The organism is Sphingobacterium haloxyli (assembly GCF_002980525.1).
Lineage (GTDB): Bacteria > Bacteroidota > Bacteroidia > Sphingobacteriales > Sphingobacteriaceae > Sphingobacterium > Sphingobacterium haloxyli.
On sequence record NZ_PVBQ01000025.1, the window covers coordinates 1 to 13,686 of the forward strand.

Genomic DNA, 13,686 nt, shown 5'->3' on the forward strand with positions numbered 1-13,686 from the left:
AACAGAACATGCCTTCCGGTCTTCCCAAAACCATTACAGAATCAGAAAAACAGAAAACCTTCGATAAAAATATTGGGAAACCTCCAAAAATGAAAAAGCCGCCTCAGTTATTTTTGAGACGGCCTCACTTATTTCGTGTTATACATTAATTTATCTTGAACAATCAGCCGTCCATATTCGACCATCCTTTGCGTAAGCAATGTTCAAACTTGAAGCCGTGATTCGGATAGTGCCAATTTCTCCATCTTCCCAAACCAGCATACTGTTGTCTCCTTTGTCCATTTCAATGTTGCCAATCGAAGGGATGCCGTCAGAAAAATTAAATGTGTAGTTGTTTCCAACCTTTGTTACTGTCACAGAACCATCTCTTTCTGCTACATCATCATCATCTTCACTGGTAAAAGAGATACGTCCTTCATACTTGCCTAGAAAGAGATCATTGTCTGCAGGATCATCATCTTTGCTACAAGAAGTGAAGGCGAGAAAGGTGATAAACAATAGACTTAAAATTTTAATACTCGTTTTCATATATCTGCTTTTTAATTAATCATTATTTGTCACGTATGTGTTACAATAGAGATGCCAATAATCTTCGGTGAAGATTTGTTAACAATAATTAACATCCATTTTTGCCTCACGTCAAGTTATTGCTTCCACTTCTCCAGTCTTTTAGCAGCTCGTATATTTCTTGTTGGAGTGCTGCCTGACTTTGGAGGGTAGCGGTTGTATTTTCAGAAAAAGTGTTTGGAAGTAAAAGCATCTGTTTAAAAGTGTCTTTTATAAATTCTTCCATTCGTATACACGATTCCAGCGCCTGTTCTCGACCTGAGGGCTCTATACAAGGGTTCCGTTTTTCCCATTTTTGATATAATGTGCCGGCCGTCCACTGTCTTTCTGAGGGAGATATGCCTTCTTTTGGTAATAGCACGAGGAGCTCGGATTTGAATTGCTGAGATAATTGCATACATTTTTCATAAAATGCAATGAGATCTACGTCCTTATCAGTATCTACCGAAGCAATAGCATTTGCATAAACTTCTACCCGCTCCGTCAAGATTTGAATGAAATCGTGCAACTGATCGGTGTGTGTATCTTTGTTGTTCTTCATAAAACATATAAATATTGTTATAGAAGAACAACTTGACAGTGATTCTGTTTATAGGGGATTTTTATCAAGACAACTTTATAGCAAATAATTAGAACATCTTGTGGTTTCAGTTGTTTTTAAAAATATGTGAATTAAATATGGAAACCAATACAATTACAAAAGATCAGCTTGATAAGCTTGTGAACAGAATAGAGGAAAAATTTAGCAAATATTTTAAAACCAAAACATCAAAAGTTAATTCCTTGCAGGAATGCTTCTACACTCCCGACATGTACAAAAAGGAGGGGCTGTTAACGTTAAACCACGATGTATTTGATAAACTTCCTAAAGATATTCAAGAGAAGACACATGAATTGATCGCGGAATTTACGAAAGTAGACTAATCGATTCGCGTTTCTTACAACGAACTTTTTCAGGTTAAGAAGGTTCTTAAGATATGGAAGAGAAATTGCCAGGACGACCTATCAGAATTATTAAAAGTTTGGAAGACAAAAACTTAGGTGTTTTTTCCGAAGAGCTTTATAAAACATGCTTGGATGATGGAGAAGCGGTTCTTGTTTTGAAAAAGATCGAGCAAGCCCTTGCTGCCGACCCTAATTACGAGCTCTTACACAATTTGAAGGAACACGCCTTCGTCAGCTTTAGAAACATCCATACTCAACAAGAAGTGCGCTTTTTTTCTGAAGATTAAATTAAGTAATATCATTTTTTTCGCCACTTCAATATGCTCGAAATCGCATAGTGATCGGAAAGCGCGATACCGTCGTCAGTAGAGAAATGTTGTTTTTCTACTTTATATCGCGAAGGAGTGAATTCAAGATATGCACTATTTCGAAAAAAAATTTTATCAATGCTTTCACAGCTGTCCGTAAGGGCGAGCTTTTCCTTTGGAATGAAACTCGTACGGGCAACTGGGCATTCTCCGTTTTTCATTAACGTTGTCCATACGTCCTGCAAGCCAGTTTGTTGTGTAAATCGACCCATATTATCCCAAGCGGCACTAAAATGGGCATTGAAATCGCCCATTACAATGATGGCGTTTCCCACAGAATGCGTATTAATATATTCAGCTAATTGCAGCAAATTTTTCTTACGTGCTGCCGCTGCGGACCCATTGTCATGAGCCGTGGCATGGACATTATAAACATCGATGCTAACACCCTTTGCTATTTCGATCTGAGTAAAGGAGAATCCTTTGGCCGCAAGGCAATCAGACCCATTGCAATGTTGCCAGGAAATACGTTCCGTTTTCCTTAAAGGGTATCGGGATAAGGTATTGAGACCATCCCCATATGGTACTGCTGTTTTATGCGCCGTTCGATAGCGGTGCTTATTTGTATTTCCGTAAAGTATTTGATGATAATGGAAATCTTCTTGGACATTGACGACATCAAAGCGGTTAATCTTTCCAGAAATTTCTTTTATACTGCGAGCGCGAGAACTTGTTGCGGACGAAAGGAAATCCGGAAGGCCTGCTACATTATACGTCAATAGGGACAATTCGCCCTCATCTATCTCTTCTAACTCACCCGAACGGACTTCTGTATAACTTGAAGAAGAAGTCGGAAAATCTGTGATTTTGGTCAGATAGAAACCAAAAAAGATGGGGACGAAAGAAACAGATAATACTTTTCGCCAATGCTTCATTTTATGCCAGACCCTATCGATTATCATGTATATCGTTTTTATATCTCAAAACTAGATGATATTTATTATTTGTTTGTAAAGTGACGGTTACGCTTTTATGTTGAAATTATGAGTAGAGTATGAATGAGATCAAAAACTTCATAAATCATTAATATTCAGTTTCTCTTAAGAAAATATAAACTATCTATTTTCGTAAAATAAACATCTAGGCATATGATAAGAATAGCTTTTTTTGCAGAGATATTATTTGAAGAATACGACGGGGCGGCCCGCACTATGTTTCAAATCATCAACAGAATAGACCCGAATCGCTTTTCCTTCTGTTTTATTTATGGAAAAGGCCCCGAACGAATCGACGGCCATGATTCTATCCGTGTACCCACGCTCAATACGGGCTTAAACAAAGATTATAGTGTCAGCTTGCCGGCGTTAGTAAAGGGTCAGATTAAACAGGAGTTGGATGCTTTTCAACCACACGTTATCCATATTGCGACACCATCTTTCTTGGGTTTTTTCGCTCTACGGTATGCACAATCGCGAAATATTCCCGTCATCAGTCTTTATCATACCAATTTTCTTTCTTACATACCGTATTACTTCCGCAAGGTGCCCACGCTTATCAAACCAGTACAACGCTGGATGAAGTCCGCCACTTCTCGATTTTACAATCATTGCGACGTCGTATATGTTCCTTCATGCGCGATGAAAAGGCAATTGGAAAATCTTGGTGTAGCAAAACAAAAAATGGTTTTATGGCAACGAGGGATTGATCTAGAGCTTTTTAATCCACGAAAACGGGATGTCGCGTATATGCGAGAATTAACAGGAAATGAAAACCCGAATATTTTATTCGCCAGTAGACTCGTATGGGAAAAAAATATACAAACATTGATTGACATTTATAAGCGCCTTCAGGAAACACAGCTGGCACATAACTTTATAATCGTAGGTGATGGGCCGGCCGGAGAGGAGATGAAGCGGCAAATGCCAACAGCAATTTTTATGGGAAAGTTGCCGCATAGCGAACTCGCAAAGTTGTACGCTTCGTCTGATATATTCGTTTTTCCGTCTATTTCCGAAACCTACGGAAACGTAGTGATAGAGGCGATGGCTTCTGGTCTTCCCTGCGTCATTGCTGATGGTGGAGGAAGCGCGGATTTGGTACGTCATGGGCAAACTGGCTATAAATGCTTACCGAAATCCGCCGGAGATTACCTTATCTATATTCGGATGTTACTCTCGGATTCGACGTTACATAAGTTTATCAGTGATACCGGACTTAATTACGCACAAAAATTAAATTGGAAGAACTTAACAGATCGTTATTTCGATGAAGTAACGCGATTAGGAATAGAACCAAGTGAGGGTATGGTCTGGGCAGCATGTTGATGAATAAAAAAGGACTGAGAATTCTATTACTCGTCTGCATCGTTCTTCCCATAGTTATTTTTATTACGCAAATTGATTTTATAGCTGTTTTTCAGGAACTTATGAAAATCGGCAGCAAATTTATTATCATTCTATTAATTACGTTCATAGCGTATTTGTTCGGAACGATCGCTTGGTGGGTGTGCCTAGGCCCGCAAAGGAACGAACTTTCATTATGGGAACTCTTCGGTGTCCGGCAGATTGGCGAAACCGTGGGCCTCTATAATCCATCGAGCGTGGTAGGGGGAGATATGCTAAAAACGGAGATGTTGAAATCTTACTTGATTTCAGACGATAATGCGGCAGCATCCGTGGTCATATCGCGTGTTACGGCCGTCCTGTCACAACTGTGCCTTTTTATCCTATCACTATGCTGGTTATTAGTTACTTCTAGCGATCAGCTTCCCATATTCTGGTTGTATGCCGTGCTTGTAGCGGTAACGTTGTCGCTGGCGCTGAAGATATTGTTTTTCTATTTGCTCAACAAAAAACGAATACGTAACGTTGAAATGGGCGACCGTACCGGTTTGTGGAAACGAATTAGGTCGACTATTTCCAATTTAGTTCATGAAACACAGTACTTTTTCCAACATAAAAGGTCACTCTTTTGGTGGTCATATTTCTTTTTCTTTTTACATTGGGTGGTGGGCAGTATGGAATTTTATTTTATTCTTCGCTTCTTGGGTTTTGATGTCTGGTTAATGCAGGGGGTATTGTTGGACATGGGTGTGATCGCGATTAAAAGTATTGGAGCGTTCGTGCCAGGACAAATAGGCGTTGAGGAGATAGGAAATAAAGTGGTACTGGCCGCTATTGGTATTCAGGCCGCTACCGTCTGGATTACCGTATCGATACTTCGCCGGGCGCGCCAGCTATGCTGGATTTTGATAGGAGCAGTCTGGTATATATTAATCCGAAAAGATATATCTAAAGTTTTCAGACATGGAAATCCTGTTCGTCAGTCATAAATACCCGCCGGCTACGGGAGGTATGGAAAAACAGAGTTATGAATTGATTGAAGGCATGCATGCTTATGCTACGGTACGGAAAATTGTATATAAAAGAGAAGAAAGCTATTTTCACTTTTTCCGTAAATTGAACGGTCGCATTTTGGCTATGATACATCGATATCCTAAAATTGAACTCGTACATTTCAACGATGGTTTGATAGCGGCGGTTAGTCTCTGGCACGTAGGTTACGATCATCTGCGAAGGGTAGTTACGCTTCATGGATTGGATGTTGTTTTCCCTCTTAGTATCTATCAAAAATTTATTTTACCGCGGTTCAATCGTTATGACCATATTGTAGCAGTCAGCCGTGCGACCGCTGCGGCTGCAATAAGCAGAGGCGTTGAGGAAAGAAAAATCTCGGTTATCGCCAATGGAATAGATCATCAATTGAAGCCCAAAAGTTGTTTGAAAAGCTGGGAAGAGTTTCGACAGAAGTATAACTTACCATCTAGCAGAAAGATTTTGGTGGCATTAGGCCGCCCCGTTAAGCGCAAAGGATTCTCTTGGTTTATCCGGGAGGTATTGCCCCAATTGCCAGATGACTGTTATTTAGTGATGGCAGGACCATTTTCTAACGACTTGCCGAAAACAGAAAAGTGGTTGACGCGTCTACCCAAACGTTGGCGTGAACTTTATACGTTATTTATGGGGTATCCTTCTGACCAGAAAGACATATACCGTCTGTTGAATGACGGAAAATATAATGAACGAACAACACACGTGGGAAAACTGCCAATGGATGAATTGGGGGTCCTGTTAAGTCATGCCGAGGCATTTGTAATGCCTAATATTAGAGTAGAAGGGGATATGGAAGGCTTTGGCTTGGTGTGTTTAGAAGCGAGTGTCTGTGGAACCGTAGTGCTCGCTTCGGCTGTAGACGGAATCACCGACGCGATCCAACATCAAAAAAATGGGATACAGGTGGAACCGGAGAATGTGGAGGCCTGGTTGCTGGCGATACAAGAATTGTTATATAATAACACGGGGAAGCAACAATCTGATTCTTTCCGTACCTACACGTTAGCTCATTTTGGCTGGGATAAGATGGTGAAAGGTTATGCGTCATTATTTAAAAAACTGATGATATGACAAAAAAAGAGGCTATTTATAGCCTCTTTAATTGATATCATAACAAACAGTGTTAAACGCTTTCTTGGTTTAATTGTTGTTTGTAGATTGCTTTCTTAATCTGGGTACGACGAGTTACTGATTTTTTCTCGTATGCTTGACGAGAACGAAGTTCACGTAATACACCAGTTTTTTCAAATTTCTTTTTGAAACGTTTCAACGCTCTGTCTAAAGATTCTCCTTCTTTTACATTTACGATAATCATGCTGTTAAATACCCCCTTTCGTGCCCTTTAATATTTTTTTGTGTGTGCAAAGATAGAGAAATAATTTGTATGTCAAAAGGAATCGTCGAATAAATGTTTGCAATGTTAACGTCTTACGATATTGCCGGCGGAACTAGTATGTGTAGTTCGCTGATATTGATATGCTATATTTTTACTAATGTATTGGTAAATCTGGTGCGCTACGCATGGTCGTCTTTTTCAGGGATACTATTTTTAATTTTTTACGTATAAAATTTTGTTTTCTCCCAACAAATATCGATAATTGCATCATCAAAAGGGAACGCACGTAACGCTTTTGAAATTTTATAAAATCTCGCGCCTATAGCTCAGTTGGTTAGAGTAGAAGACTCATAATCTTTTGGTCCCTGGTTCGAGCCCAGGTGGGCGCACAAATTGAAAAAGTCGTCTTTCCGCAAGGGAAGGCGACTTTTTTCGTTTTTAATGTATTCCAACGGATTTGCCCACACCGAATCGTTATGTATCTGAAGGAACCGGCGTAGAAAGATTGACTTGGCATTTATTGGGGATATAGAACAACCCCACGAAGTTTGTCAACGAGTTGGTTTCTGTCCACAGGTCCTTAAGTATCTTGATAATTAGAAAAACATTGTCGAAGTACTGGATATACCAAAGTTCTTCTCGGGTTTATTTTTATTCTTCTTGCGTGGTCATGTTGGATCTTTTTTAACCAATATTCGCATCAAATTTAATGCTTTGCCAATGATAAAATTGTGGCGTGCCCTTAGCTTTTAGAATTCAACATCGATGAAGATCAGTACGAAATACGCTATTATCGGTTTACTATACTTCACTCAATCCATTCCCATAGCATTTATGGGAACGGCATTACTAACAATCATGCGATTGGAAGGCATTGGATTGGATAAAATCGGCTATTTATCGCTTGTTATGATTCCCTATGCCCTAAGTTTCTTATGGGCGCCACTCGTTGATCGATTTGGGAAGAGTTACTTCCAATGGGTATCCACTGCGTGTATTTTGTATGCACTATTCCTTTTTCCGGCGAGCTTTCTATACGTCGATAACTTATACGGGTTGCTTATATTGTTTACCCTTGCGGTTTTTTGTATGAGTGTACAGGATATCGCCATGGATGCGTTCGCAATTACATCATTAACGGATAAGGAAAAGAGCATAGGAAACGGCTTACAAGCAGGTGGCGGCTATTTCGGGTTATTGATTGGAGGTGGCGGAGTACTACTTGTCTATGACCGACTGGGGTGGGGTGCAACTATTACATTGCTGACTATTGTAACACTGATTCCGGTGATAGCTACAATTCGTTATAATAAATACAGCAAGAAACCGGACACAAGATCGGACGTTTCGATACGACAAATGCTTGAATATTTTAAAGATGCTAAATTAAAAAAATGGATACCTCTTTTGCTTTTATTGAAAATCCCTGCCAATGTCGCTTTTTATTTTTCTAATCCTCAGTTGATAGACAAAGGTCTCGGTCTCGCCGAAGTCGGATATATTTTCGGTATATGGGGCATGGGCGCTGCGGTGGCTTCTGGGCTTATCGCTGGCCTTGTTTTTAAACGAGCAGAAATACGGACGAAGTTGATAATTGCTATTGTGGCCAATATCATAGCCATTGCCTCAGCATTTCTATTAAGTTATGTTTCATCTTCACAAACAGCTATAATTATATTTCTATGCTTGGCTATGGGCAGTATGCTCGGTTTAACCGGCATGGTATTAAACGATGTGGCTATGCGACATGTGCGGATTGGCACGGAGGCAACAGATTATTCCTTGCAAAATTTCTTGTCGAGCTTGGTCTATAATCCGATAGTATTTCTATCGGGATATGTTGCACAAAATTTTGGATACCCCACGCTCTTTTTTTGTATTGCTGGGATAGTCTTCGTACAACTATTTCTTGTATCAACCAACTATTTATATTCGGAAAACAAAAAGGAAAAATCGGACTGATAAGAATGTTGTTTAGCAATTTTCCTTTTTTGCGTTTTAAATGTAATTTTAGACACATGAATCTAGATCTTATTGTCACCATATTGATAGTCGGAGGACTACTGTTGTTGTCGTTTCTCCACCTCAGTAATGTAACATCCGTTAACCGGCAGGCGAACCTATTATTTGGCATTTTTACATGTCAATGGTCGACTTTCTGGCTTGATGAACTTTTATTTCCAGAATATATCAACACAACAAGTGCCCTATTCATCATCCTAAGATTTTTTCAATTTTTAGTACCTATATCTTTCATTTTAAGTGTCAAGTTTTATACTAACCCAGATACAAAGTTAACATGGAGGAACGGATGGATTGCCGTTGCCCCCATGGTGTTTTTAGTGTTTCTATTATTTACACCAAGTGTTAAAAACGAATTTCTTGAACTTTGCTCCATCATATTTTTTTTAGGACACTCTATATTTTACATAGTATGGGCTCATTTAAAAATTTTGAAACACCAACGTATTATAAGGTCTTTTCATTCCTATACCGAAAAAATAGACCTGCGCTGGATTAAGTACATAACGTATACCTTTATGGGATCAGCAATTATAGTCACGGCATATAATTTTTTAACGAAAGCCGAATCGCTAAACATCTATATCAATCTTTTCTTCGTTGGAGTGGTTTATTTAGTAGCTTTTTATTCGCTTCGACAAAAGGAAATTTTTCCGCAGGGAATGGAACTTTCTGGTATCGTCAGCGATAGTACATTAAATGAGCAAGAAGTGGGAGGATCTAGAGTCAAGGTCATCGAAGACGCTGACTTGGATCAATTAAAGGAAAGATTACTCCAACTCATGGAAAATGAAAGACCGTACCTGAATAGTGAGCTGAACCTCGTTAGGCTCGCTGAGCAAATGGATCTGTCTAGCCATCAGCTTTCTTATTTGATCAATACAGCATTTGGAGAAAATTTCTTCAATTTTATTAATCGATATAGGGTTTGCAAAGCAAAAGAGTTATTAAAAAACCCCGATTATAACCGGTTTAACGTCTTGGTAATAGCTTACGAAGCTGGCTTTAACTCAAAAACCGCTTTTAACACCACCTTTAAGAAAATGACAAACTATACCCCCACGGAATACAGAAGAAACAATATACAGTCCTAATTATTGCTCATCTTGGGTATCTGCTAACGCTTCTAGAGATATTCAAATCAAATCGCCTGGCGCGGGGAAAAGTTGGTTTCAAACTCAGGCCGAAACCTTTCGGATCGATTGCTATTCGTTCGGCTTTATAAGGATAAACCTGTAAACACCTCTTTTTTAGCTTTTTATTTTTGTCTTTTTTGGGCGTTCGAGTTGATAATGGAGGGCGTTCAACATATTCTTAGCCCTTAGCTTTGTAACGATATTTAAATAGATTGGCTTCGCCAACTAACAACATTCACAAACTAAACATGATAAATAATGACAGATTTCGTTAAGGGCTGTATTTCGATTGGAGCAGATGTGACTATAATTAGAGAAGTGTTGGTACAGCACAGGTATATTAAAGAATGGGAAAAGGGATTTGATTCGTTTAAGGAGCTTCATGTTTCTGAAGGAATGACCACAATACTACATTGGGATATAGAACATGGTGTAGATTATATTTTTAATGTTAAGGAAAATAAAGGCGACGTTCTATTGGAACTTGTCGTAGAAGGTGTATCGACGGTCATCGGCGGAAAATACAACTTGGAGGAGGTACGATACTACGTTGATACCGTGCTCAGCCGTATCAAAGCGTTATCACAAAAGCTCAAGTTGAAAAACAAAGAATAAAATCCCGGCTGTTGTCAACGAGGTGCAATCAGCAGTCGTAAAACGAAAATTTTCAAAAATATGATTTGCTAGTTTCGACTGTGTTTGATAGTCAAAAAAAGGATTGTAAATTACCGTATCTTAAAGTGATTATACTAAATAAACATAATGATATGCGAAAAATAATATTGGACTTAGCGGTTTCGCTTGACGGATTTATAGAAGGTCCGAATCGAGAAGTAGATTGGATGATTTTCGATGATGAAAATGGAGAGGAACTTGTCTCTTTTACAGACGAGATTGATACGGTTTTATATGGTCGGACGAGCTATGAGCGTTTCGGAAACTACGTTCCGTCTCAAGCTAGCTCGTTATTTGAAAAACAATTCTACGATAAAGTAAATTCGATGAGAAAAATTGTCTTCTCAAGATCAGAGGGTAACTTGGGAGGAAATCCTGAGGTCGTCCGCAATAACGTAAAAAAAAATGTAATCGAACTGAAATCAACACAAGGAAAAAATATTTGGCTGTTCGGCGGATCCGGATTGATCACCTCGATGCTTAACCTCCGGTTGGTAGATGAAATCCGCATCGGGATCAATCCAATTATCTTAGGAGGTGGAATTCCATTGTTTAAGGAGATACAACGACGTCTTCCATTGCATCTGACTAAATCAAAGCAATACCGTTCGGGCCTAGTAGGCCTATATTACGAGGTTGATAATCAAATCTAACATAAAACTTACTCAGCATTTATGAAGCCATCATGGTTTATTCGAACACAAAAAGGGGATGAATAAATCTGATGGCTTCATCGTCGTTGAAAAAAAATATACGAATGAAAAAACAGGATTTTTTGACCATCATCAACATTTTATCTACTTCAATCGTATTTTGTTATGTATTTGTGGCTTTTAAAGAAAAAGATAAAGTCAGTAATAGCTTGGAATACTTGTCTCCTCCAAGCGTACTGGAACGGGGGAGCATCACGGTTAAATCCGTTAAAGACAGTGCTACAAGCGAAGACAACTGTAAACAAATGATAAGGATATGGGGACTGAATGTTTATGGCGCATGGAAAGAACATCACGTTTTGGTAGATAATATTGCATTAAGTTTTTTGGAAATTTACCGAAGAAGCATAAATTTAAACCAAACTAATTAGGTGCACATATGACTAAAGATATCAAATTATATAACGAACGTTTGTCTACTGAGGAAGCGCGGATTTGCACTTTTCTCGCCGAAGAAATCAATCGTGCTTTACCGGAGGCTACAAGCAAAATTTGGCATCGGCATCCGGTATGGTTTCTTGATGACAACCCCGTTGTTGGTTATAATAAATTAAAAGGTGGCATCAGGTTGATGTTTTGGAGTGGCGAGAGCTTCGAGGAAGAGCGACTTGTATCAGGAACAGGAAAATTTAAGGATGCCCATATATATGTTAATTCTATCGATATGCTCAATTTGGAGGAATTAACTCGATGGCTCTCGAAAGCTAGGGATATTCAGTGGGACTATAAAAATGTTGTCAGACGGAAAGGTAAACTTATACGATTAAAATGAAGGGGCGGTATGTTTAAAAGATTAAAAGTGGTCGTAGTCTTTCTAAGTTTGTTTTCAGAATCATTTGCACAGCTCGATCATCATGATTTTTCGGAATTATGCAGTATACCGAATGCGCAGCGTTATTTTGAGGATTGCGGCGTAGAGGGGACAGTACTCGTTTATGACACCTCGAGAGATAAACTTTTTGCATCCGATGTGGCGTCGATCTACGGTCCCTCGCTTCCGGCTTCAACATTTAAAATAATAAATAGTTTAATAGCGCTAGAAACCGGAATTATTCCTGACGAACATTACATTGTTAAGTGGCCGGGTGTTACAGACACGATAAAGTACGGATACCGCCCGGATATTTATAATGACATGACCGTTGAAGAAGCTTTCCGAACTTCAGCAGTGTGGGTCTTCCTAGAGCTTGCGCATAGAATTGGCAAGCATAACTATGAAAAATACTTGACCTTATGCGGATATGGAGATCCTTCGGCTATCGCTGAGCGAAGCGACTTCTGGAATTTTGGCAAATTTGAGTTGACACCCTTCGCACAGCTTACGTTTCTTAAGAGATTGCAACAAGGTAGTCTACCTTTTTCGAAACGTAATATGGATATTGTCAAAAAAATTATGAAAACTGAGGTCAGCGGGTCTTACACACTATTTTCTAAAACGGGATGGACACGCGAAAATGGCATCAATACGGGCTGGTGGGTTGGATTTATTGAGAAAGAGAAAGGAGCTTATATCTTCGTGTCCAGACTGCTGCAAAACCGTAAAAACAATCGACACGATTTCGGATCGTGCCGAATAGCAATATCCAAGGCAATCCTAAAAGAACTGGAAATTATCGATTAGTGTGACAATAATTACTTTTTAATTCGCTGGGCAAAATACCATATTTGCGCTTGAAAGCGGCGGCAAAATGATGTGCATGTTTATACCCTACTATATCTGCCACTTCACCAACGTATCTCTTCTCATCAAGGAGTAAATGTCGCGCTTTTTCCATTTGCAGATCCCGGATGAAACCGAAAACGGTATTACCAAAAAGCTCTTTAAAACCCGCCTTAAGTTTGGTCTGATTGATTCCAACTTGCTGTGCTAACCCTACAATTGAAATGGATTGATTAAAATGTTGCTCAATAAAGTTTTTAGCATCATGAAGGCACGCTACGTCATACGAGGATAACTGACATTTTTTTAGTGAAGTTTGCCTATCCATCTCCTGAATCTGCATCAGAAAAAGTTCCATAGTTTTTATTTCTAGATAAACCGACATTAAATGCCCTTTATAATTATGCGTGCCAATGTCACTGATTAAAGCTTTCATTGCAGGCGTGATAGTTGCTCGAAAAGGGGAGGCGGTAGAAGTTGTAAGCAGTAATTGTTTATGCATCGTATCAAGGAACCGGCTATCCGGGGTGTATATTTTCTCAAAAAAAGATAATTCAATAGCCACTTCGAAAAACTGGGATTTCTGACCGCTTTTTGTTTTTGGAATATCATGCGTGTATTTTTTAGGCTGTTGGTGATAGACGCAAAACTCCTTTACGTTGGTCGGGGCAGATAACTGGAAATGAGATACAACAGAGGCTGTATCGAAATGTTCTGTCAACGTTGATTCGGTTGAGGCTCTGAAGGTGCCCCAAGTCATATGAAAATTTTGATTTGCAATATCCACCAAATCCATAGATACGTGTGGGTGCTCAATCGAGTAATTGGACTTAGATAGACTTTCGGTAAAATATTGGTTGGACAAACAGAATCGTTCGTTATCCAATGCCAGATGGTATCCCATATTAATTCCTTTCTCGTTGATTATCTTT

At 39.1% G+C, this 13,686-nt stretch carries 17 protein-coding genes and 1 tRNA gene; 13 read left to right on the top strand and 5 right to left on the bottom strand.

The window, feature by feature from the left end; genetic code table 11:
* Positions 1-150: 150 nt before the first annotated feature.
* Positions 151-528 carry a hypothetical protein gene (locus C5745_RS18985; protein ID WP_105718597.1) on the bottom strand — a complete coding sequence of 126 codons (378 nt, stop codon included), beginning with the start codon at positions 526-528 and terminating at the stop codon, positions 151-153.
* A 106-nt stretch (positions 529-634) separates the two neighbouring features.
* Positions 635-1,108, bottom strand: coding sequence for a DUF2383 domain-containing protein (locus C5745_RS18990; RefSeq protein WP_105718598.1), 474 nt, complete (start codon positions 1,106-1,108; stop codon positions 635-637).
* A gap of 137 nt (positions 1,109-1,245) precedes the next feature.
* On the opposite strand from C5745_RS18990, the gene C5745_RS18995 reads away from it, so the two are divergent.
* The gene (locus C5745_RS18995) at positions 1,246-1,491 is read left to right on the top strand and encodes a hypothetical protein (protein WP_105718599.1); all 246 of its coding nucleotides are present in this window, start codon (positions 1,246-1,248) and stop codon (positions 1,489-1,491) included.
* A 53-nt stretch (positions 1,492-1,544) separates the two neighbouring features.
* Positions 1,545-1,799: a hypothetical protein gene (locus tag C5745_RS19000; protein ID WP_105718600.1), complete on the top strand. Its 255-nt coding sequence runs from the start codon at positions 1,545-1,547 to the stop codon at positions 1,797-1,799.
* A gap of 11 nt (positions 1,800-1,810) precedes the next feature.
* On the opposite strand, the gene C5745_RS19005 is transcribed toward C5745_RS19000, so the two are convergent.
* The gene (locus tag C5745_RS19005; protein ID WP_105718601.1) at positions 1,811-2,782 is read right to left on the bottom strand and encodes an endonuclease/exonuclease/phosphatase family protein; all 972 of its coding nucleotides are present in this window, start codon (positions 2,780-2,782) and stop codon (positions 1,811-1,813) included.
* A 186-nt stretch (positions 2,783-2,968) separates the two neighbouring features.
* On the opposite strand from C5745_RS19005, the gene C5745_RS19010 reads away from it, so the two are divergent.
* The 3 genes from C5745_RS19010 to C5745_RS19020 are packed head-to-tail and all read left to right on the top strand — an operon-like array spanning position 2,969 to position 6,283.
* Complete coding sequence (locus tag C5745_RS19010; protein WP_105718602.1) at positions 2,969-4,144, top strand: glycosyltransferase family 4 protein; 1,176 nt, start codon at positions 2,969-2,971, stop codon at positions 4,142-4,144.
* Positions 4,138-5,151, top strand: a complete 1,014-nt coding sequence (locus C5745_RS19015) for a lysylphosphatidylglycerol synthase transmembrane domain-containing protein (protein ID WP_105718603.1) — start codon at positions 4,138-4,140, stop codon at positions 5,149-5,151. Before C5745_RS19010 ends, C5745_RS19015 begins: the two co-directional genes overlap by 7 nt.
* Complete coding sequence (locus tag C5745_RS19020) at positions 5,126-6,283, top strand: glycosyltransferase family 4 protein (RefSeq protein WP_105718604.1); 1,158 nt, start codon at positions 5,126-5,128, stop codon at positions 6,281-6,283. Before C5745_RS19015 ends, C5745_RS19020 begins: the two co-directional genes overlap by 26 nt.
* 52 nt (positions 6,284-6,335) lie before the next feature.
* Here C5745_RS19020 and rpsU read toward each other — a convergent pair whose 3' ends face one another.
* The gene (gene rpsU, locus C5745_RS19025) at positions 6,336-6,527 is read right to left on the bottom strand and encodes a 30S ribosomal protein S21 (RefSeq protein WP_105718605.1); all 192 of its coding nucleotides are present in this window, start codon (positions 6,525-6,527) and stop codon (positions 6,336-6,338) included.
* Positions 6,528-6,863: 336 nt separating this feature from the next.
* Here rpsU and C5745_RS19030 point away from each other — a divergent pair.
* From C5745_RS19030 to C5745_RS19065, 8 genes are all read left to right on the top strand, one after another.
* A tRNA-Ile gene (locus C5745_RS19030) sits at positions 6,864-6,937 on the top strand.
* Between the two features lie 376 nt (positions 6,938-7,313).
* Complete coding sequence (locus C5745_RS19035; protein WP_105718606.1) at positions 7,314-8,510, top strand: MFS transporter; 1,197 nt, start codon at positions 7,314-7,316, stop codon at positions 8,508-8,510.
* Positions 8,511-9,088: 578 nt separating this feature from the next.
* On the top strand, positions 9,089-9,664 hold the full coding sequence (locus C5745_RS20340; RefSeq protein WP_165793148.1) for a helix-turn-helix domain-containing protein: 576 nt from the start codon (positions 9,089-9,091) through the stop codon (positions 9,662-9,664).
* Between the two features lie 300 nt (positions 9,665-9,964).
* Entirely contained in the window at positions 9,965-10,321 is a 357-nt protein-coding gene (locus tag C5745_RS19045; protein ID WP_105718608.1) for a hypothetical protein, read from the top strand.
* Positions 10,322-10,473: 152 nt separating this feature from the next.
* Positions 10,474-11,034: a dihydrofolate reductase family protein gene (locus tag C5745_RS19050; protein ID WP_133166399.1), complete on the top strand. Its 561-nt coding sequence runs from the start codon at positions 10,474-10,476 to the stop codon at positions 11,032-11,034.
* A 104-nt stretch (positions 11,035-11,138) separates the two neighbouring features.
* Positions 11,139-11,465, top strand: a complete 327-nt coding sequence (locus C5745_RS19055; protein WP_133166400.1) for a hypothetical protein — start codon at positions 11,139-11,141, stop codon at positions 11,463-11,465.
* 8 nt (positions 11,466-11,473) lie between these two features.
* A complete protein-coding gene (locus C5745_RS19060; RefSeq protein ID WP_105718611.1) occupies positions 11,474-11,866 on the top strand; it encodes a DUF1801 domain-containing protein in 393 nt (130 codons plus the stop codon).
* 9 nt (positions 11,867-11,875) lie between these two features.
* A complete protein-coding gene (locus tag C5745_RS19065) occupies positions 11,876-12,715 on the top strand; it encodes a penicillin-binding transpeptidase domain-containing protein (protein WP_105718612.1) in 840 nt (279 codons plus the stop codon).
* Here the strand turns inward: C5745_RS19065 and C5745_RS19070 are convergent.
* Positions 12,705-13,550 carry a helix-turn-helix transcriptional regulator gene (locus C5745_RS19070; protein WP_165793149.1) on the bottom strand — a complete coding sequence of 282 codons (846 nt, stop codon included), beginning with the start codon at positions 13,548-13,550 and terminating at the stop codon, positions 12,705-12,707. The two genes, C5745_RS19065 and C5745_RS19070, sit on opposite strands and share 11 nt — an antisense overlap.
* Positions 13,551-13,686: the final 136 nt, after the last annotated feature.

Bases quoted from the DNA above. Each gene is read 5' to 3' on its own strand.
- C5745_RS18985 (WP_105718597.1), bottom strand. From the start codon at position 528: ATGAAAACGAGTATTAAAATTTTAAGTCTATTGTTTATCACCTTTCTC.
- C5745_RS18990 (WP_105718598.1), bottom strand. From the start codon at position 1,108: ATGAAGAACAACAAAGATACACACACCGATCAGTTGCACGATTTCATT.
- C5745_RS18995 (WP_105718599.1), top strand. From the start codon at position 1,246: ATGGAAACCAATACAATTACAAAAGATCAGCTTGATAAGCTTGTGAAC.
- C5745_RS19000 (WP_105718600.1), top strand. From the start codon at position 1,545: ATGGAAGAGAAATTGCCAGGACGACCTATCAGAATTATTAAAAGTTTG.
- C5745_RS19005 (WP_105718601.1), bottom strand. From the start codon at position 2,782: ATGATAATCGATAGGGTCTGGCATAAAATGAAGCATTGGCGAAAAGTA.
- C5745_RS19010 (WP_105718602.1), top strand. From the start codon at position 2,969: ATGATAAGAATAGCTTTTTTTGCAGAGATATTATTTGAAGAATACGAC.
- C5745_RS19015 (WP_105718603.1), top strand. From the start codon at position 4,138: ATGTTGATGAATAAAAAAGGACTGAGAATTCTATTACTCGTCTGCATC.
- C5745_RS19020 (WP_105718604.1), top strand. From the start codon at position 5,126: ATGGAAATCCTGTTCGTCAGTCATAAATACCCGCCGGCTACGGGAGGT.
- rpsU (WP_105718605.1), bottom strand. From the start codon at position 6,527: ATGATTATCGTAAATGTAAAAGAAGGAGAATCTTTAGACAGAGCGTTG.
- C5745_RS19035 (WP_105718606.1), top strand. From the start codon at position 7,314: ATGAAGATCAGTACGAAATACGCTATTATCGGTTTACTATACTTCACT.
- C5745_RS20340 (WP_165793148.1), top strand. From the start codon at position 9,089: ATGGGATCAGCAATTATAGTCACGGCATATAATTTTTTAACGAAAGCC.
- C5745_RS19045 (WP_105718608.1), top strand. From the start codon at position 9,965: ATGACAGATTTCGTTAAGGGCTGTATTTCGATTGGAGCAGATGTGACT.
- C5745_RS19050 (WP_133166399.1), top strand. From the start codon at position 10,474: ATGCGAAAAATAATATTGGACTTAGCGGTTTCGCTTGACGGATTTATA.
- C5745_RS19055 (WP_133166400.1), top strand. From the start codon at position 11,139: ATGAAAAAACAGGATTTTTTGACCATCATCAACATTTTATCTACTTCA.
- C5745_RS19060 (WP_105718611.1), top strand. From the start codon at position 11,474: ATGACTAAAGATATCAAATTATATAACGAACGTTTGTCTACTGAGGAA.
- C5745_RS19065 (WP_105718612.1), top strand. From the start codon at position 11,876: ATGTTTAAAAGATTAAAAGTGGTCGTAGTCTTTCTAAGTTTGTTTTCA.
- C5745_RS19070 (WP_165793149.1), bottom strand. From the start codon at position 13,550: ATGGATTTGGTGGATATTGCAAATCAAAATTTTCATATGACTTGGGGC.